21 protein-coding genes are annotated in these 20734 nt (G+C 38.4%); 17 read left to right on the top strand and 4 right to left on the bottom strand.

Translation table 11 applies throughout. From position 1 onward, the window contains the following. Window positions 1-218: hypothetical protein (locus tag GGR21_RS20805; protein ID WP_221233016.1), on the top strand; the 218-nt coding region annotated here is incomplete at its 5' end. Window positions 219-587: 369 nt separating this feature from the next. Further along, window positions 588-1310, top strand: coding sequence for a DNA repair protein RecO (gene recO / locus GGR21_RS15595; RefSeq protein ID WP_183308163.1), 723 nt, complete (start codon window positions 588-590; stop codon window positions 1308-1310). 81 nt (window positions 1311-1391) lie between these two features. On the opposite strand, the gene GGR21_RS20810 is transcribed toward recO, so the two are convergent. Next, complete coding sequence (locus GGR21_RS20810; RefSeq protein ID WP_221233017.1) at window positions 1392-1574, bottom strand: hypothetical protein; 183 nt, start codon at window positions 1572-1574, stop codon at window positions 1392-1394. A 141-nt stretch (window positions 1575-1715) separates the two neighbouring features. Here GGR21_RS20810 and GGR21_RS15600 point away from each other — a divergent pair, with 141 nt between their 5' ends. The 14 genes from GGR21_RS15600 (at window position 1716) to GGR21_RS15665 (ending at window position 14618) form a co-directional block, all read left to right on the top strand. Further along, complete coding sequence (locus GGR21_RS15600) at window positions 1716-3509, top strand: MutS-related protein (protein WP_183308164.1); 1794 nt, start codon at window positions 1716-1718, stop codon at window positions 3507-3509. A gap of 220 nt (window positions 3510-3729) precedes the next feature. Continuing rightward, complete coding sequence (locus GGR21_RS15605) at window positions 3730-4026, top strand: hypothetical protein (protein ID WP_183308165.1); 297 nt, start codon at window positions 3730-3732, stop codon at window positions 4024-4026. Window positions 4027-4125: 99 nt separating this feature from the next. Beyond that, window positions 4126-5391: a DUF2851 family protein gene (locus GGR21_RS15610; RefSeq protein ID WP_183308166.1), complete on the top strand. Its 1266-nt coding sequence runs from the start codon at window positions 4126-4128 to the stop codon at window positions 5389-5391. Window positions 5392-5398: 7 nt separating this feature from the next. Further along, window positions 5399-6610 carry a DUF6051 family protein gene (locus GGR21_RS15615; protein ID WP_183308167.1) on the top strand — a complete coding sequence of 404 codons (1212 nt, stop codon included), beginning with the start codon at window positions 5399-5401 and terminating at the stop codon, window positions 6608-6610. 262 nt (window positions 6611-6872) lie between these two features. After that, window positions 6873-8105: a site-specific integrase gene (locus GGR21_RS15620; protein WP_183308168.1), complete on the top strand. Its 1233-nt coding sequence runs from the start codon at window positions 6873-6875 to the stop codon at window positions 8103-8105. Between the two features lie 96 nt (window positions 8106-8201). Then, window positions 8202-8414 carry a hypothetical protein gene (locus tag GGR21_RS15625; RefSeq protein ID WP_183308281.1) on the top strand — a complete coding sequence of 71 codons (213 nt, stop codon included), beginning with the start codon at window positions 8202-8204 and terminating at the stop codon, window positions 8412-8414. A 47-nt stretch (window positions 8415-8461) separates the two neighbouring features. Continuing rightward, complete coding sequence (locus GGR21_RS15630) at window positions 8462-8698, top strand: GNAT family N-acetyltransferase (RefSeq protein ID WP_183308266.1); 237 nt, start codon at window positions 8462-8464, stop codon at window positions 8696-8698. Then, window positions 8695-9624 carry a hypothetical protein gene (locus tag GGR21_RS15635; RefSeq protein WP_163209616.1) on the top strand — a complete coding sequence of 310 codons (930 nt, stop codon included), beginning with the start codon at window positions 8695-8697 and terminating at the stop codon, window positions 9622-9624. The genes GGR21_RS15630 and GGR21_RS15635 overlap by 4 nt, the downstream gene beginning before the upstream one ends. 1 nt (window position 9625) lies before the next feature. Continuing rightward, window positions 9626-10423, top strand: a complete 798-nt coding sequence (locus GGR21_RS15640) for an AraC family transcriptional regulator (protein WP_183308169.1) — start codon at window positions 9626-9628, stop codon at window positions 10421-10423. A gap of 100 nt (window positions 10424-10523) precedes the next feature. Next, a complete protein-coding gene (locus GGR21_RS15645) occupies window positions 10524-10754 on the top strand; it encodes a hypothetical protein (protein WP_394353486.1) in 231 nt (76 codons plus the stop codon). A gap of 559 nt (window positions 10755-11313) precedes the next feature. Continuing rightward, a complete protein-coding gene (locus GGR21_RS15650; protein ID WP_183308171.1) occupies window positions 11314-11658 on the top strand; it encodes a helix-turn-helix domain-containing protein in 345 nt (114 codons plus the stop codon). A gap of 301 nt (window positions 11659-11959) precedes the next feature. Next, window positions 11960-12547 carry a BfmA/BtgA family mobilization protein gene (locus GGR21_RS15655; protein WP_183308172.1) on the top strand — a complete coding sequence of 196 codons (588 nt, stop codon included), beginning with the start codon at window positions 11960-11962 and terminating at the stop codon, window positions 12545-12547. Window positions 12548-12559: 12 nt separating this feature from the next. Then, a complete protein-coding gene (locus tag GGR21_RS15660; protein WP_183308173.1) occupies window positions 12560-13453 on the top strand; it encodes a DUF5712 family protein in 894 nt (297 codons plus the stop codon). Between the two features lie 436 nt (window positions 13454-13889). Then, entirely contained in the window at window positions 13890-14618 is a 729-nt protein-coding gene (locus tag GGR21_RS15665; protein WP_183308174.1) for a hypothetical protein, read from the top strand. Between the two features lie 553 nt (window positions 14619-15171). Here the strand turns inward: GGR21_RS15665 and GGR21_RS15670 are convergent. The 3 genes from GGR21_RS15670 to surE all read right to left on the bottom strand — a co-directional run bounded on the left by GGR21_RS15670 (window position 15172) and on the right by surE (window position 18873). Then, on the bottom strand, window positions 15172-16806 hold the full coding sequence (locus GGR21_RS15670; protein WP_183308175.1) for a M64 family metallopeptidase: 1635 nt from the start codon (window positions 16804-16806) through the stop codon (window positions 15172-15174). Window positions 16807-16905: 99 nt separating this feature from the next. Beyond that, window positions 16906-18045, bottom strand: a complete 1140-nt coding sequence (lpxB, locus tag GGR21_RS15675; protein WP_183308176.1) for a lipid-A-disaccharide synthase — start codon at window positions 18043-18045, stop codon at window positions 16906-16908. A 54-nt stretch (window positions 18046-18099) separates the two neighbouring features. Then, complete coding sequence (surE, locus tag GGR21_RS15680) at window positions 18100-18873, bottom strand: 5'/3'-nucleotidase SurE (protein WP_183308267.1); 774 nt, start codon at window positions 18871-18873, stop codon at window positions 18100-18102. Window positions 18874-19019: 146 nt separating this feature from the next. Here surE and GGR21_RS15685 point away from each other — a divergent pair, with 146 nt between their 5' ends. Continuing rightward, entirely contained in the window at window positions 19020-20669 is a 1650-nt protein-coding gene (locus tag GGR21_RS15685; RefSeq protein ID WP_183308177.1) for an alkaline phosphatase, read from the top strand. Window positions 20670-20734 lie beyond the last annotated feature (65 nt).

Here is a 20734-nt window from a genome sequence, read left to right on the forward strand (position 1 = left end):
CAAACCTGACACTTCGCTACGCTCTGTTCAATGAGCTAATTAGTAAATATGCCAATGTGCCAATGGTGGTAATCAACAAGGAACTCCGGCGACTCTTTTTACTCTGTGTTTCAAAAAAGTTACAATCAACGATCGCCGAAGCGCAGGCGAGGCAAATGTTACACTTTTGCAGCTTTTTCAACCAAAACCTGACACTTCTTTTAGCTGTTGGCTATTAGCTAATAGCTATAGGCTTTTTAGTTAAAACCTGACACGCCTGACAGATTGTTCAGTTAACAGTTAAAAAAATACTTATAATTTCTCATCCCATCAAATCACAACCAATGGTCAACGGAGAGAAACGTAGTAAAATACAAAAAACGAAAAACTTGTTTACTTGTATCCCGTTTACTTGTCAACTTTATCCATTTCAAAGATCATGCTTTCATTGGCATATCTACCAATTAGCATATTCGCATACTATAGATAATCTTCCCGGAAAAATATGATAACAATAATTCCGCCACGAAGTTACTCATTTATTCCATAAGACCGGGTATTTTCAATTTTGTATTTGTATTTTTGTTAACACTAAAAATAAACCGGAAGTGCTCTATAAAACAAAAGGGTTAGTACTCAATACCATTAATTACAACGACAAGTATGTCCTTGTGCAGGTATTCACCGAATCGTTCGGGCGGGTTACCTATATGGTATCGAAAGCTAAAGGAAGAAACTCAAAAGCACCCAGATCTTTGTTCTCACCTTTGGCCGTTCTCGACCTCGAAGTCGAGCATCAGGCATCGAGGGATATCCAGAGAGTCAGAGAAGCCCGTTCTGAGTTTTACCTCTACGATATATCCGCTGATCTGAGTAAAACTTCCATGGCATTTTTCCTCTCGGAATTTCTGTCACGTGTTCTCAGGGATACAAATGATAGCCAATTGCTTTTCAGTTTTCTGGAACAGTCTGTGCAAATACTGGAAATGACCGATAAAAGCATTGCCAACTACCATTTAATATTTATGCTTAAACTGAGTCATTTCCTGGGGTTCTACCCCAATCTGGAGGAATACCGTGAAAATGACCTGTTCGATATGATAAACGGGGAATTCGTTTCTTTTCAACCCCTGCACCGTCATTTCCTGAATCGCTACGATAGTAAAGCCCTATCTATGCTGGCTCGTATATCTTACGAGAACATGCATAAATTTGCATTCTCGCGGCATGACAGACTAAATATAATAAACCGTATGCTGGAATACTACCGCCTCCATTTATACGATTTTCCGGCATTAAAATCATTAGACATTTTACACGAATTATTTTAAATCTATAGAGTATTATGCAAATAAATAGCCGTATTTTATGGTTCAATTAAAAGTTACAAGTTTGCCTCGCTTTCGCCTCACTCATGGCTTTGCCTGGTGGCATTGGTCCGCAGTGCGGGGTACCTGGTCAGGTGAAATGGGCGTGAAACCAAATACTGTTTGAGCCACAGGCGAGTTTATTTGGTTTAGCCCGTGAGCCTGTAACGGGTCGCACGAAGGACGAGCCACCAAAGCGTTTTTGGTTCCTTTTGGGGATTTGGCCAAAAAGGGACACAAGCAATCTTCGATTGCGCGTAGTATAGGAAAATTAAACAATTATTCTATCATAAATATCTTAACTATTTATTGGCATTAATAATAAATGATATACTTTTGGAAGTATGAAATTACGAAATCTAACATATAATGACATTTGAAGAAGTAAAAGACTCATATAAAAAACTGGCAGAAAAGGAAAAACTCAAACTATCCAAGGTAAAAAAGGCAATCTTTCAGATAGGGACTCTGCGCCTTATCATCGTAGTGACTTGCATTGTATTATCCTGGTTACTTTGGAGCAAACTTATATTCGTATTAGCTGTAATACTCATATCCATTATCATTTATCTGTTTCTGGTAAAATATCACAACAAGCTTTTCCTAAAAAAGAGATATTGCGAATTACTTATCGAAAATGCCGAAAACGAACTGAAAGGAATTAACTACGATTTTTCGGCTTTCGACGGAGCCTCCGAACTGGCGGATTCCGACCATAGTTACAGTGTCGATCTGGATATGTTCGGCAACCATTCTTTCTTCCAGTCCATCAACAGAAGTGTTACATGCTTTGGCAAAAACAGACTGGCCGACTCATTATTGAAGCCCTATGAAAAGAAAGAAGATATTGAAGCACAACAACAGGCCATACAGGAATTAACTTCAAACCCCAGGCTACTGAATCATTTCAGGGCAATCGGCCAGATGACCGAAACCGATGATCTGGACATACATTATTTCTCACAGCAATTTATGCAGACCAAATCGCTGGCAAAAAGCTTCTGGAGATATTTCATATATATTATTCCACTTGCCTTTGCTGCTGTTGCCGTGCTGTACACATCGGGGCTGATTCCTTTATCTGTAGTAGGACTATGCTGGTCACTTGCTTTTATGCTGAGCCTGGTTCCGCTAAAAGATATCAGGGAAAAGATGAATCTGTTTGAAAAGCGTATAAAAGTGTTGGATACCTATTCCCAACTTCTAAAAATACTGGAAACAGAAGATTTTGACTCACCGTTATTAAAGAAACTACAAGGTAAAATTAAAGATAAGGAATCAGCATCCCTTGCTATCCATCATCTAAAATCTTACAGCAACAATCTCGACCAGTCTTTCAATATCCTAGGCCTTATCCTTCTAAATCCTATATTCTTCTGGAATATAATATATGCTATCAGAATCGAGAACTGGATATTTAAGCACAAGGACGATATCTCAATATGGTTTAAGGTATTGGCCAAATTTGACAGCCTTGTATCTTTTTCCATATTCGCATACAATCATCCGGACTATACATACCCCGTGGTGTCAGATTCTTTCGTTCTCGAAGGAAAAGACCTCGGACATCCGATGCTAAACAGGGCAGTTTGCGTACGAAACGATGTCACTATAAGCAAACAACCATTTTTCCTCGTGGTTACAGGTGCTAATATGGCCGGAAAAAGCACTTACCTGCGCACTATCGGCATTAATCTTACGTTGGCATGTACAGGTGCACCTGTATGCGCCACGCATCTTAAATTCTATCCATATCATCTGGTTACCAATTTGCGCACTTCCGATTCACTGTCCGAAAACGAGTCTTATTTCTTCGCCGAACTGAAAAGGCTGAAAATGATCATAGACCGCTTGCAATCAGGCGAACCTTTGTTTATTATTCTCGACGAAATACTGAAAGGAACAAACTCGGAGGATAAGCAAAAAGGCTCGATTGCCCTGATGAAACAATTGGTTTCTCTTAATGGAAATGGGATTATCGCTACCCATGACCTGGTTTTGGGTAATCTGGAAAAAGAGTTTCCCGATGCCATCAAGAATTACCGTTTCGAAGCTGATATAAAGGACGATCATCTTTCGTTTACCTATAAAATAAGGGAGGGTGTTGCTCAAAACATGAACGCCAGCTTCCTGATGAAAAAAATGGGAATAACAGGACTGTGATCTAATTATGAGTTATGAGTTATAAATTATGCCAATCAGTAGTTGAAATTATTATGATTGTAAAAAATAATCATTCTATTATACTAACGCGCCTATCGGCTTGTTTTCTCAACTTTTTTCTTGATAAAAAAGTTGCAAAAAATCAAGGCTGCAGCCCTCGCAGACCCACCATCTGCTCAGCGGCTAAACCAAATAAACTCGCCTTCGGCTCAAACAGAATTTGGTTTCACACCGCTTTCGCAGGGTGGGTACCCCTGCTGCGGACATGATGCCGGAGTCGCAATACGACGACAAGGATTACCCTGCCTTGGGGTGGCTTCGCCCGGTGGCATTAAGCCGAAGTGCAGGGCACCTGTCAGGCGAAAGGGGCGTGAAATGGAAAGCGTCCGCAGGACAATCTTTCCATTTAGCCCGTGAGCCTGTAACGGGTCGCACGGAGGGTGAGCCACCAAAGAGTTTTTGGTTCCTTTTGGGGATTTGGCCAAAAGGGACACAAGCAATCTCCGATTGCGCGTAGCACAAAAAATTGAACAATTAAATCTAACTGCTGATTCGCATGAATTATGATTTCACAATCTACTCTCTACTGACTACAGTCTACTAACTACTAAATAATATGGAAGATATATTGCACTATATATGGAAGTTTCGCCTTTTTCAAAAGGATCTTAAAACAACAGACGGACTGGCCATTGAGGTTATCGATGTTGGTTTACCCAATATCAACGAAGGTCCTGACTTCTTTAATGCAAAAATCAAAATAGGCGATAAAATCTGGGCGGGTAATATCGAGATACATAAGCGATCCGATGAATGGGTGAAACATAATCACCATACGAATAAAAATTACAATTCGGTAATACTTCATGTGGTGGAAAAAGCCAATTGCGAAGTATTTAATGAGAAAGGACAAGCCGTTTTGCAGTGTGAGATCGAATGTCCCGATAAGATTAAAGAGAATTACGATTTTCTGATTCATTCCAACACCGATATTCCATGTGCCAATTACATAGGATCTTTTTCTCATTTTCATCTGAATTCGTGGATGAACATATTGCTGATCGAACGATTGGAAAGGAAATCAGGTCATATAAAGAGCCTGTTGGAGAATTACAGTAATTCGTGGGAAGAGGTGTTTTATATACTCTTATCCCGTAATTTCGGTTTTGGTCTTAACTCCGATTCCTTCGAACGATTAGCCTTGAGCCTGCCATTAAGATACCTTCAAAAACAAGGCGACAACCTGATCCAGATAGAAGCCCTGCTTTTCGGACAGGCCGGCATGCTTGATGAGGAGAAGACCGATGACGATTATTTTGCTCTTCTAAAAAAAGAATACAACTTTCTGAGAAATAAATACGGCCTGAATCCGTTAGAATCATATGTGTTCAAGAATTTAAGGATAAGGCCGACAGCCTTTCCTCAAATAAGGATAGCACAACTTGCTGCTCTTTTACATAGTTCGCACGGATTATTTTCAAAAATTATTTCCTGTGAAGATATAGGCCGTCTCAGATTGATGTTCCATGTAAACGCATCGGAATACTGGCAGACGCACTATACATTCGGGGCCGCATCGGAAAGGAAATCCAAATATCTGGGTGATGCTTCGCTGGATATTATCCTGATCAATACGGTAGTTCCCCTGCTGTTTTTATATGGGAAACACATCGATAGCGAAACGCATTGCGACAGGGCTTTCCGGTTTCTGGAAACGATAAAACCCGAACAAAACAGTATAACAAAGCGTTTTTCTAAACTGAAAGTACCACTTAACAATGCCGCCGACTCACAGGCTATGATACAATTGAAAAGGGAATACTGTGAACCCCGTAAATGTTTGTTTTGCAGAATAGGACATCAATTACTGACTGAAAAATAAATTGGATATGAAGTATATAGACCTTTATGATCATCTGAGAAAGATAGAAAATTATACAGATAACGAAATCGATATAGACGAAAATCTGGTTATCCGCAATTTTACGTTCGAGTCGAATTATCGCTTTATCCTTCCCGGAGGACTGGGTAATAACGATGATTATGAATATATACCCAGTTTCCCGAAAGATTACGAGCCCGATGTCATCCAGCAAATGCTGAACAAGAAAGATTCAGAGATAGCCGAGAATATAAAATTCCGTTATCACATCATGATGCCGAAAAATATTGAGAAAGCTAAAGGCATCATATTTCTGTTTCACGGTTTCAATGAAAAGACCTGGTATAAATACCTGCCCTGGGCAAAATATATAGTAGACAAAACAGGGAAATCAATCGTCATGTTCCCTATCGCGTTCCACATGAACCGTGCTCCTGCCACATGGAGCAGTACCCGTGAAATGTACCGTGTAAGCGAACAAAGGAAACAACGTCACCCCGATGTCATCTGCTCCAGTCTGTCGAATGTTGCTATCAGCACACGTCTGCATAATAAACCGCAACGTTTTATCTGGTCGGGATTACAGACCTATTACGATGTGATCGATTTCGTTGAGAATTTTAAAGAAGGATTACACCCGGCTATAGATAAAGATGCGACCATCGACTTCTTCTCCTATTCTATCGGCACATTCCTTGGAGAAATATTGATGATGAGTAACAAAGACGGTCATTTCTCAGATTCCAGATACGCTACGTTCTGTGGCGGAGCTGTATTTAACCGCCTGACTCCTGTTTCGAGATTCATCCTCGACAGCGAAGCCAATGTAAGTCTTTACTCTTTCGTCGTAGAACACCTCGAAAGTCATATGAAACGCGACGAAGTTTTACGGCATTATATGCATACCCATCCAGAAGGGAATAATTTCCGCAGTATGCTCAATTATCGTTGCCTTACAGGAGAACGAGAACAACGATTTAAAGATATGAGTCAACAGTTTTACGCTGTTACCCTAGCCAAAGACGAAGTTGTTCCAACCTACGAGGTAGTAAACACATTACAGGGTTCTCTACGGGATATTCCTATAAAAATAGAAGAACTGGACTATCCATACAAATATATCCATGAAGATCCATTCCCAGCAATTCCTAAAATAGCAGATATTGTGGATGAACAATACAGGATGACTTTTGAAAAAATAAGTGAATTCTTAAAATAAAAGTTTGATAAAAAAGCAAGTTTCAGCCAAACGAGGACAACCGCCTGATAATGTGCGGGAAACGCTCTTTGTTTGGCTTTTCTTCTGGACGGCAAAAGCCACCGATAGACAAAGGTAAGACAAAGTTGGGTTACCACATCATTACCAACGGTAAAAATGCAAATCAGCTATAAGTCGCTAATTGTCTGCTTCTTGCGTTAAGTCGCGTAACCTCTTGTAACTCAAAGTAAACTAATTTTGTAATCTGTAAACTTTGAGTAAGATGAGAAGTACCTTTAAAATTTTGTTCTATCTCAAAAAGAACAACCCTAAACCCAACGGAGCAGTTCCCGTAATGGGAAGAATCACGATTGACGGAACAATCAGCCAGTTCAGTTGTAAGATGAATGTACCGCCCAACCTTTGGGATACCAAAGCCGGAAGGCTGACAGGTAAAAGTACATTAGCGGTAAAAACCAACCTCGCTTTGGATAAAATCCGTGTCGATATTAACCGCCACTATCAGGAAGTAATGCAAACGGACGGCTTTGTTACGGCTGATAAGGTAAAGAACGCCTATTTAGGGTTAGGAGTAAAGCAAGATACATTTTTAACCCTCTTTGCCAAACATAACCAAGAGTTTTCCCGAAAAGTCGGATACAACAGGGCGCAAGCGAGTTATTCTAAATATTGTACCCTATATAAACATATAGAAAGCTATGTCAAACAGGAATATAACCGGAATGATATATTTCTGAAAAAACTGAATCTCGCTTTTGTCAATGGTTTTGAGCATTATTTACGAACAGTACGGAAATGTTCTACCAATACGATATGGTGTTATATGATTGGTGTAAAGCATATAGTAGCTATAGCCAGAAATTCAGGACAATTAGCTATCAATCCGTTTGCAGGATACCTGATAAGCCCCGAAGTAAAAGACAGGGGATTCCTAAGCAAAGAGGAACTCAATTCGCTTGTAAACGCTAAGATGAAGAACGCCCAATATGAATTAGTACGGGATTTGTTCGTGTTCTCCTGTTTTTGCGGGTTAAGCTACTCGGATGTAAAGAACCTGACTAAAGACAACCTTAAAACGTCTTTTGACGGTCATTTATGGATAATCACCCGCAGACAGAAAACAAATACCGATTCGAGTATCCGGCTGTTAGAAATTCCCAAACGGATAATAGAGAAGTACAAAGGCTACACAAGGGATAACAGAATTTTCCCTGTACCGGGTAATGGTACTTGTAATGCCATATTAAAAAAGATAGGCAAGCAATGCGGGATTAAAACACGGCTGACCTACCATGTCAGTAGGCATACTTTCGGAACTTTATTGACTATATCACAGGGAGTTCCGATTGAAACCGTCAGCCGAATGATGGGGCATACAAATATCAAAACCACACAGATTTACGCCAAGATAACGAAAGAGAAAATCTCACAGGATATGGAAGCCCTATCCCATAAATTAAAAGGATTGGAAAAGCAGATAATTGAAAGAATGTGAATCAAACAAGAATTCTATTGATAAAATTGATTCATTTTTACACTCTTTGATTTGATATATGGAGTTACCTTTGCAAAGAACAATAAGTATATTAAAATGATACGATTACAAAATATAAACCTAACTTCTCCTGAAGCAATACAGAGATTAGCTAATAATCACGCAATCGCTGTAAACCTACGGGATGCGTTTCCACATCCTTATACGATTGAGGATGCAATTACATTTCTCGGTTTAGCCGAAAATGGTGTATTAGGGCATGTTTTCGGAATATATGAGGACAATACATTTGTCGGTTGTGGTGTTTAATACCACAACATGACGTATATCGTATTAATGCAGAGATAGGATATTGAATTGGAGAACCCTATTGGGGGAAAGGCTATGCTACTGAAACAGTAAGGCTATTATTAAATTTTGCTTTTGAAGCACTTAACTTATTGAGGGTTTATACAAATATTTACGAGTATAATACAGGTTCAATGAAAGTGTTAGAAAAAGTGGGTTTTGAAAAAGAGGCTGTTATTAAATCCTCAGTAATAAAAGAGGGGAAAATAATTGATGAATATTTATACAGTATTAGAAAAACATGAAAAAAGATATAGGTGAACATATTATCAGCAAATTGGATTTACCGGATATAGTTAAGATACTATCCGATGAATTAAGTGGGTCGGAACTGAACACTATTTTATTGGAGGTTTTTAACAGGCGCATCCAGCAAGAAACGCCCTCGTCTTTATTAAATAAATACGAGGGGAATAAACTTGTCAAACCTGCCAATATAGATGTTCTAAGGTACAAAGAACAAGAATTGACGTGCTATAAAGTATTAGCCAGCAGAGGATTTGAACCCATAGAACATTCTCCTGCCGCACAGTTGGGAACGAGTAGTGTTGTTGCTACCGTAGACCAAAAGAAAGTGTTGACGGCTTTAAGAAATACAGAAATGCAGGCAGACCCAACCAATGCAACAGCCTTGCATTATGCTTCATTAAAGAAAAAAGGCGGATTAGATAGCCGAACCTACAACTACAGTAATATTTCACGGATTATTCGGACACAGGTATTTGATAATCCTAATTTCACTCCTCATTTTTCAGTTATTTGCCTGATTTCCTGTGGTAAAGATACAGGAAGTTTTAATTTTGAAAAAGAGGAACTATTTAAACACCTGACAGCATCGTATGACGTTTTACGAAGTTACAGCTTTGAACATATATACTTCGAGATTATCCCATGCAAAGGGTATGACGGTCAAAGCCCATTAATTACAGAGTCAATATCATATGTTCAGAAAAACAGCGACCATATAAAAGTATCGGTTGTCGAACCCGACTATGAAAATAACTATTACTATGGTTTTCGGATAAAAGCAAAAATAGTAGTAGGCGAGAATGTGATTGAGATTGGCGACGGTGGGTTGCTCGACTGGACACAACAACTTCTAACCAACAGGAAAGAACGCATGATGACAATGGGTATTGGCTTTTCGGTACTACATATAATAACAAAATAACATGGTAAAGGGCAAAGTCATATTTGAAGATGAAGAAAAAATAGAGATTAAATATCCCTGTTTTGAACTAAAGGATATTGTCGAGTATTATTTCGAAATAAAAACTCCGGACAATTCTATAAATCCGTTCTCACTTATAGCTTTGCCCAATGCTAATGTTATAGTTTCAGTTTACTTGTCAGACAAGAGCCAAACATTCAAAGTTCATCGTGGACAGGGTATGTCTGATACATCAGGAGATAAAATCTCCGGCAGTTTGACAGACGCAATCGCCGTGATACACGCTCCCGGAACCCATGAATTTTCAATAAAATTCAAGCCGGGAGTTTTATACTCCTGTTTATCCGAAGATATTCCGACTTTCATAGATAATATCTTGCCATTGCAAAAATATCTAGATCAAAAAATAATAGACGAACTAAAATTGAAAACCTCTTTTGATGAGCGGGTTCTGTTTGTAGAGAATTGGCTTTTAAGTAATATGAAAATCTTTAGTTCTGACTTTAAGCTTAAAGCCGTAACAAAAGCAATTTACTACATTAATAATAGCCATGATTACAAGCTAAATGTTGTAAGCAAAGAGGTCGGAGTATCAAATCCTACTCTCAACAGATATTTCAAAGAAGTATTAGGAGTATCGCCTAAACAATGCTTTAAAGCCCTACGCTTCAAAACAGCATTGAAAAGCTATAGAGCCAAAGGTAGTTATGATTTATATGACGAATTGGGCTATACTGATTTTTCTCATTTTGTAAAAGAAGCTAAGAATTTAGCAAACAAACCCCCATCAGAATTATAAAAAGTAGTAAGAACGATAAAACACATAAATAAAAAATCATTCAGCATAAAACAGGACTTCGGTCTGACAATCAATATTAATCATCAAAAAAATTATGCTTATGAATGAATTAGTAAAGACGGAGTTATTCAGCTTATTGTCTGAATCTTCACAGGAAAACACAAACGAAGAAATGCAAAGTGCCTATGGATGCTTTTTGGAACAGGTAAATAAAGTCAGTCAATCCGAAAACAAGTACTCCAAAATCTTTCGGATACTGAATATTACTCGTGTTGAGTTAGTATCCATAGAATCACTTTATCAGCACGGGCAGGGGGAAAAATGCGTTTAAATTTAACTATCTTCAAAAGGCATTATCTGTAATTGATTATGAACTTGAACTATTAAGGCTCAAAATCCAACACCCCGAACAATTCTACCAATCCAATCTAATAACATTTCAATCCGACCTTTATATTATCCCAAAGTCGAAAGATTTGGGGATTGTTGCTTTAGGGGAGATTATAGTTGCTCTTTTCTTTTCAAAGAAAGTATTTTAACGGAACGGAAAACCTGCACACCTGAACCAAATTGCACAAGTCTTTGAAAAGATGTTTAATTGCAGTTTCGGGAGTATTTACGACCAAGAAGTAATGGTTTTCAGACGAAAGCCATTCAACCGAACAAAAGCCCTTGATTTCCTGCGAAATCTCATAATTCGTAAGGATAAAGAGAGTAAAGAATAACAAGATGGGAAATAACCGTTTTGTAACATACTATATCCAAGCATATTACAAAAGACTTTAGGGGGAGTAGTTATCTACTCCTCTGTTTTTGCTTCTCCGCTTTGCCGTCTTTTGCTTCATCAATGCATTGAGATAACGAATTATTAATCTCAAAAATGAAGCAAAATGTATATTAATAACGAAGATTTTGAAAAATGGATGGACAAGCTATCCAAGAAGTTAAATGAGATTGGTCAGGATTTAATATCACTGATTAATACCAACGAAGTATTTGACGAGGACGAGAAATTGCTCGACAATCAGGATTTAGCCTTTCTTTTAAAGGTTTCCTATCGTACCCTCCAACGTTACCGGGCAAGCGGTAAGCTCCCTTATTTTATGATTGCTCATAAGACCTATTACCGGACTGTTGACGTTCGGAACTTTGTCCGTGAACATATGGACTTTAAAACCTATCAGGAGTTTGAAAAGAAGCACCTGAAAGATGATAAGGATAAAAAAGATGAATGATTCTGCTTTTTAGTCTATGCAGAATGGTGCAAATGAGTGAAGGCTATTTTTAGTTTATGCCTTCAAGTAATAGCTCCGCATTTAGCAGAAACAACCTCGCCTTCCGGCTCTGTTCGTTTCGCTAAATTAAGCAAGAGGGAACTGGACAAGTCCTGTTCTTCCCTCTTGCCCTGCGGGGCAAAGCCTTCGGCTTTAGCGGTTTAGTATAACCCGCTATAATTAGTCTAATAATTAGCCTTTAATCCTTATGGCTAATTATCAGCCATTTAATAGTATAAAATTCTATTAAAAAGTAATTATAATGAAAAATGAAGCCCCCAAGATTATATATACTACCGTTTCCATAGATAAGGAAACAGGGCGTTTAGTTGAAAAGATATGCAAACGCTATTCGCTGAAAAAGAGCGAAGTTATAAAACTGGCTTTTCTGTATCTGGATAAAGCACATATAAACCCCGCCGATGCTCCCGAATCGGTAAAATCAGAGCTATCCAAAATCAACAAACGTCAGGACGATATTATCCGCTTCATTCGCCACTACGAGGAAGAAAAGTTAAATCCGATGATACGCACAAGCCATTCTATTGCCGTTCGCTTCGATACGGCTGTCAAAACCTTATCCGAAAATGTGGATTTAGAGATAAAGAACTCAAAAGAGAATCTTATCAATGTACTGAAAAAACTGGATGAACAGTTTGGCAAAGTCGTACAGGTAGTAAACAATCAAGCCAAGCAGATTAATGACCTTTCCCATGCACAGCAAAAGGATAACAAGAAACTCCTGCAATTGATTTCCCTTTATTCGGAATTGTCAGCCTGTGGAGTAATGGACGGCAAGCGGAAAGAGAATCTGAAAACCGAAATAAACGACCTGATAAACGAAAAGTAGGAGTATAACTCAATGAACATAGATTTCCCGCCACCGTCCAAAGGCACATACAACAACGCAGGCAGTAGCCGGAGATTAGCGGATTATTGCGAGCATGAAGATTTGGAACGCATGGAGCAGGGAATCTATACCGAAGGCTTTTTCAACCTGACGGATGATAATATCTATAAATCACAGGTCGTAAAAGATATAGACAGTAATATCGGTCAGCTACTAAAAACGGATGCCAAGTTTTACGCTATCCACGTCAGCCCATCGGAAAAGGAGCTTTGTGCAATGGGTAATACAGAACAGGAACAAGCCGAAGCCATGAAACGGTATATCCGTGAAGTGGTTATTCCCGAATATGCCAAGAACTTCAATAAAGGGCTATCGGCAGAGGATATAAAATTTTACGGCAAGATACATTTCAGCCGGGACAGGTCAAACAATGAGCTGAATATGCACTGTCATTTAATAGTTAGCCGGAAAGACCAAACGAACAAAAAGAAGCTATCCCCGCTTACCAACCACAAGAATACCAAAAAAGGAACGGTTCAGGGTGGTTTTGACAGAAAGAATCTGTTCCAACAGATAGAACAAGGGTTTGACAGGTTATTCAGCTACCAACGGCAATTAACCGAATCCTTTGAATACTGCAACACGATGAAGAACGGCAATATTTCTGACCAACTCAATATACTGGAAAAACAAATTGCCGATGAAAGGAAAAACACTAATATGCAAACAGGCTTGTATGCAGATAAGCAGGAAAATAAGACGAAGAATAAACAATCTTTCAATCTTCCTGATTTGGGCTTATCCTCTCCATTAGGTTTGCTTACTCCCGATACTAACGAGCAAGAGGAGCAACAAATTCCCATGAAAAGAAAAAATAAAAAACCGAAGCGAGGATTAAAGAAATAGTGACTATCTAAAGGATAACATACTTAAAATTTGATGATTATTATGTAAATTTGTACTTGATTACTTGCGAGAATAAATGTATTTATAATATATAGAGAAGGGGTTCAATATGTAGTCAGTAATCACCTATACGTCAACTAGTAATTTTTAATGTAAAACAGCAATGGAAGATTTTTTGAAAGATCTAAATAAATCTGATTTATTAGTTATAGCGATTTCTTGTATCAGTTTATTTGTATCCGTAATTGTACTTCTATTCACTTATAAAACTTACATTTTAAAATATGGACATAAGGTTCGTGGTTGGACAGGAATTTCATATTCAATCACGTCATCCAGTAATTATTTTCATACTCTCATTTTAGAGAACTTGAAAGATAAGGATTTGATAGTTTTTGATATTTTTGTTCGCTTTGGACATAATATCTAGTTGGATATGCTTGACAAAGACAATTTAAATGAAAGCTATTTTCATATAATTCCTGCACTAAGTACAAAAGAATTTCGATTTGGACCAGCAATAGAATATACTTCTGGTACTGATTTAGTAAATTTATCCCAACTTTTTGCTAATGAAAAGATAAGTAAAAAGATTATTCTATCGACCAATCAAGGTAAAGTTGTTGTTAGCCCTTTCAAAAAAGGATGGAGTCCTATTTCCGATTATTTTAATAATTATGGTACTGTGGTAATTAATCCTATTAGATACTATTCTGATAACTCAATCTATGGGAGAAAAGGTAAAGAAAAGGAGCAGACAAATCCTGCAATTGATTATAGCACTTATGGCAACCAGACATTATACTTAGTTGTTATCAAAAGAAAGCATTTTGGATTAGTAACATACCCCATTTGGAAAGATGCTAAAGTGCAGTACTTTAGTGATATAGATTTTACGGAAGAATCTCTTGAAAACAAAGATTCTTTAAAAAAGTTTCTCCTCAAGGCAAAAGCCAATAATAAGATTGATTTTGAGACAATTGATACAATTGTGGATTTTCAATCATATGTTAACAGTATACGTGAAAAATATTCTACTTCTCCAATCTTGTTAGAAGCTGAAAATTGGTATACATACCACATTACTGATAAAATTCAAACTTATTGGCATAAGTTTAAAGAGTACTATAAAGGAAAATGGCAAAAGAAAGGGAAAGTAGTATAATTCTTTATTTATTTGATTTACAAAAGTACATTCCGGCAATAGAACGTCAACACCAAGCCGCAAGCGGTTTTTAGAAATTTCTTCCTTTCCACATACGGAAAGAGTAAATTTCTAAAAAGTATTGCCTTATCTATTCCCTGCATGAATGAGATGTATATCAATTAAAAAAAGAAAAAAAATATATGTTGGTTTGTGAGAAATAATTCGTAGATTTGTAGTGAGTTATTTGAGGAAATGCAGCGCAAAACGCAGAAATACGCACGGTTGCCAAATCGTTACCTCTACCGCTGAAAAATCCCGCTTACAGCCTTTTATTCAAAAGGTTATCTCCCAAAGATAATTTTATAAAATAAACAAATCTACATAAAAAGAAAAAGCAGCGTTGCTAACGCTGCTTTTTCCTCTCATAGGACTTGTATTGTTAGTGAGTGTGAAGCCTTTCAACGAAAGACTCAGCTATCGGATTGCGAAGATAACGACTAATAGCTTAAGAAGGTGATTGTTTGACATAAAAATCTCTATTATTCAATAGGTAAGATTTATTTACGCCAACCTATTCTATAAAAACCGGTGGCGCAAGTGGCGGCATATCCATTACTGCACCCTTCGTGCGTGCAACATTCAACCCATTCACATCTATAATATCGACATTCACAAAATCCGCAAGTGAGAATGGGATATTATTTATCATCATTATCCGGTTTACTGCCGCCCAACGGCTGGGTGCATTATAATAAGGTATATTATTTATCATACAACTTCCTGCTTCGGGGCGCCATACTCCATGTCCATAATAATATGCACCTTCGTATGCCCCGACCATGGAATATTTAGAGTTACCGATAAAACCCTTCCATAATATCTGTGACAGGTCGCTGGTAAAGTCAACATTGAAATATGTATCTCCTCCTGCCTGGGTAGCCCGCACCTGGTCTATCTCGAACTGAGGGATTGTCATATTTGTGTTTATTGCATCCACATATTCATCTGCCAGAAGGGCAAAGCCATGGCCTCCAGCCTCATGATTGACTACCCCTCTGAAGTCGTAGGGGCTGGCGCTTGTGCTCATTGGACACAAGGATAACGTAAAACCATCGGCCCATCTGAGGCAGGTGCCTGCATATTTGGTACTGTTCAGGATAAGTACCGTTGTAAGGTCACCAAACTCTGTGACGGCTTCCCCCTTAAATTGAGTAACCAGTTCAACATATTCGCGGCATAAATGATAATTGCAATTTATGAGCGTTCCTCCCTCATAGGCTGATGAAAATTTATTATTTACATCACCTAATTCATTTTTCACTCCCTCTTCGGCAGACTCTGCTACTACCATATAAATATTAAAATAGCTCCGGTATGACAGATATGGCTCTATAGAAAAGAAATAATCGATAGCCTGCCTCATCGACTTTTCATATTTCCCCTCCTCTTTTTCCATATCTTTCCGGGTAAATCCGTCACCCATGAATATAAGATCGATACCCACACCCTTTGTTGCCGCTTGTAGCTGCACGACATCTTTATCATTATATGATTCCAGATCGGCTTTATGTATTATCGTAAAGGATTCCGATGCTCCATCCGTGTTAATATAGGCTTCTACAGATATATCTGCTGCCGAATTATTTGTGGCCTTAGGTGTAAATGTGATGGTATGGTCGCCGGCCTCTCCCGAGGTTTTTGAAAAATCGCCCCACGATATCGATTCTGGTGATATTGTCCATTTATAGTCTACCGAAAATTTTATCTCACCGGTTTCTGTACCTTTTATAACGATTTCTTTTGTTTCCAGGCTGATGGTAGCTATACCATTTTGCTTTACTGTAACGGTTTTAGTCAGGTTTCCGGCCTTGATCTCAATAATGGCTGCACGTGCATTTTGATTTTCATTCAGCCCCGATAGAAATATTTGTATATTAAACTTTCCGGCATACCCCGATTCCTGGGAAACAGACAACCAGTCAGAGATCGAATTATCATCTTTATTCCTTACCAATATCTCCCAATCAGTATTCACTTCCATACTAAAGCTTCTGGTATCAGCTTCAGCGCTCTTATAAAAAAAATTTGTATCGGACAACTCTATATCAGGTACTAAAGCAACTTCTCCATTGCCCGGGCACGAGCAGAATAAAATAATGGATGCTAACAAAAGATAGCATAAAGCATAAGAGCTATTTTTCCTCATTAGATTATGGTTTTAAGGGAACCAATATATAAAGGTAGGCATAATAAAGCAAACAAATGCTCTCAAAAGAACTGTTTTTTAACAGTTTATAGGATTCTGTTATTGTTTTTGCAGCTTGCGTACAATAATAGCGGCAGCACGTCCCGAAGCCCCTGGCGCACCCAGAATATCGATTATTTCGTCATAATCGGCAAGCATTGTGTCTTTGTACATATTATCATGGAGTAACTTGTCCGCCTCATATCTGATATTCTCAATTGTAAAAAACTTTGCAAACAATTCTTGTACAACTGTTTTATCAGCAATAAGGTTAACCAAAGAAATATACTTTGTATGTAAAATATTTTTAAAAGCCCAGTATACAACTGACGGAACGGGTGTTCTATAACAGACAACCTGCGGTACGCGGAACAAGGCCGTTTCGAGCGTAGCAGTACCTGATGTCACCAGTGCCACCTGCGCATACTCCAGTAGGCGGTATGTCTGTCCGAAAACAATCCTGCACGTATTATCTCCTATGTACTCCTTATAATATCCGGGGTCTATACCCGGAGCTCCCGCAATTACAGGCTGATAGTCGCTGAAATCTTTTATTGATTCGAGCATCGCCGGAAGGTTATCCTTTATTTCCTGCTTGCGACTACCGGCCAGTAGTGCGATAACAGGCTTATTATCCAAGTCATTTTCTACGATAAATTTATCCAAAGAGTCATTTTTGTTCTCTTCTCTGAATTTTGCGACAGCATCTACTACAGGGTTTCCTACATAATCGATATGATAATTATGTTTTTTATAGAAATCAACTTCAAAAGGAAGAATCGACAACATCTCATCCACATATTTTTTGAACGATTTCACCCTGTATTCTTTCCATGCCCACACTTTTGGCGAAATATAATAATATACAGGTATTTGCGTATGCGTTTTTATATATTTGGCTATTTTCAGATTAAACCCCGGATAATCTATGAGAATAACAACATCAGGCTGAAATTTCACAATTTCTTCCTCACACATCTTCATGTTACGGAGTATTGTCCTGAGATTGAGCAAAACAGGTATAAATCCCATAAACGCCAGTTCTCTGTAATGCTTTATCAGTCTGCCTCCTTGTACCAACATAAGATCGCCTCCGAAAAAACAAAATTCGGCATTCGTATCCTGCTCTTTTAAAGCAGCCATCAGGTTCGACCCGTGCAGATCACCTGAAGCCTCTCCTGCAACAAGGAAGTATTTCATAGAATGGAAAAAATTGAAAATTAAAAATGATAACGCATTGTTAACTGATGATTGTTAACCAAGAAGGCTTTCCCAGGACCTGATTGATTCGATATGCCGGTGATTCGTCATATCTATCCGTATTGGCACCACTGATACATACCTGTTAGCCAAAGCCCATTCATCAGTCATTTCGTTATAAGGTTCATCGTTGACAAATTCACCTGTCAGCCAGTACACTCCCCTGCCCGACCCATCTTTGGAATGCATAAATTCATTTTCCCATTTACCCGAAGTCTGGCGGCATATTTTTATGCCTTTTATATTATCCCCCTTGGGTATATTCACATTGAGACAGGTCCCCACAGGTAACCCTTCTTCAAGTACCTGCCTGGTTAATGCGGTAATATATTTTGTCGAGTAGGAAAAATCTGCGTTATGGCTATGATCCAACAAGGAGAAACCTATTGATGGGATCTTGAAAACAGCGCCTTCGAGTGCCGCACCCATTGTTCCCGAATACAGAACAGCAACTGCTGCATTAGAGCCATGATTTATACCCGACAATACGATATCAGGTCTTCTGTCTGCCAATTCACTGACTCCCAGTTTTACACAATCCACGGGTGTGCCGCTGCAACTATATATTTTTAATCCCTCTTCTTCTTTTTCAAGATGCGCCCGCAAGGGTTGTAAAGAAGTTATAGCACTCGACATTCCCGATCGTGGGCCATCAGGAGCTACTACCAGTACATCTCCAAGTTGCCTTACACTATCAGTCAGCGCTTTTATTCCCTTAGCATGCAAGCCATCGTCGTTTGTAATCAGGATCAACGGTTTTCTGTTCATTTTCATTCTATATTTACCTATTATTCCTTTTCTGTTAAGAAACGTACAAAGATACGTCAATATTTTCAATTCAGTCTTATAGTCTTTTGTTTCTCAACGCTTATTTACTAACTTTGGTTCAAGTATCTTAAAAATCACACAAAATCATGAAAAAATTGAATTTGAGCATCTTGCTCATTCTTATTTTTGCGACTACTGCTATCGCCCAGCAGCAATATCGCACACCGGTAAGACCTACCAAAAACGTTATAGTAATGATTCCCGATGGGACTTCTATCGGAGTCGTTTCGGCTGCCCGCTGGTATCAGATTTATAATAAATTGGGTGGAGAGAATCTGGCTATAGACCCATATTTATGTGGTACAGTTAAAACATTTTCCTCAAATGCTCCTATTGGAGATTCGGCACCCACTACTTCCGCATATATGACAGGTATGCCTCAGCAAACGGGCAATGTCTCTATTTATCCTGTAGCCGATCCGGCAAACGATTTGGTACCTGTTGATCCGGCCATGGCCTACCAGCCTCTGGCTACAATACTCGAAGCAGCCAAATATCAACAGAATAAGGCGACAGGGCTGGTGGTTACAGTGGAATTTCCGCACGCGACACCTGCCGATTGTTCAGCGCACTACTATAACAGAGGAAAATATAAATATATTGCTCCACAGATGGCCTATCAGAATCTTGATGTGATGTTTGGCGGAGGAAACGATCAAATCACAGATGATATTAAACAGCACTTTAAGAACACGAATACTTTATTGATACAAGATGATGTAAAAGCTTTTCGCAATTTTAAAGGAAAGGAAAAAATATGGGCTTTATTTGAAAAAGGCGCTCATCCTTACGATCTGGACAGGGACGATTCGCTAATACCATCATTATCGGAAATGACACAGAAGGCACTAGACCGGCTCTCTCAAAATGAAAGCGGATTTTTCCTTATGGTGGAAGGCAGCAAAGTGGATTGGTCGGCTCATGGAAACGACGCAGTAGGATGCATCACTGAATATCTGGCTTTCGACAAAGCCGTAGCAGTGGTTATGGACTTTGCTAAAAAGAACGGAGAAACAACAGTCATAGTACTTCCTGACCATGGAAACAGTGGATTTACCATCGGCCGTCGCGATCTACCTAAATATGACAAGGCTACCATAGATGATCTATTCAAAAATGTTTCTAAATACAAGAAAACAGGAGAAGGGTTAGAAAAAATACTACTGAAATCGAAACCGGAAGACTTTAAGCGTATCTTTAAAGAATATACTGATATTGATATAACGGACGACGAGCTGAAACTTCTGCTAAGTTCGAAAAATTATCATGAAAGCGATTACATGAAAGTAAGCAATAGTGTAAATATGGGATCTACTATTGTCAATATCATGAATTCGCGTACTTATTTTGGTTTCACTACCGGAGGTCATACCGGAGAAGAAGTATTCCTTGCTGCCTATCATCCAAATGGAGACCTGCCTATCGGAATGAATACAAACATCGATATCAACCATTATTTATCTGATGTTCTAGGCATTAAAACACCATTGCCCGAAATGACAAAAGAGATATTCGCCAAGCACACTGATGTGTTTAAAGGCATGGAATATTCTATCGATAAGTCAACAGATTTTCCTGTACTAAAGGTGAAGAAAGGTAATGTCACTTTAACTATACCAGCTTTTAAATCTGTAGTATACCTGAATGATCAACCGATATCTCTGAATTCTGTCACAGTATATATAGATAAAAATGACACATTCTATTTACCCAAGAGTCTGGCCAATAAACTATAAATAAAATTGTATACAAAATAATAAAGGTCTGGCAATATATTCATTGTCGGACCTTATTATTTTTA

Origin of the sequence: Dysgonomonas hofstadii (assembly GCF_014196915.1) — a bacterium.
Classification (GTDB): domain Bacteria; phylum Bacteroidota; class Bacteroidia; order Bacteroidales; family Dysgonomonadaceae; genus Dysgonomonas; species Dysgonomonas hofstadii.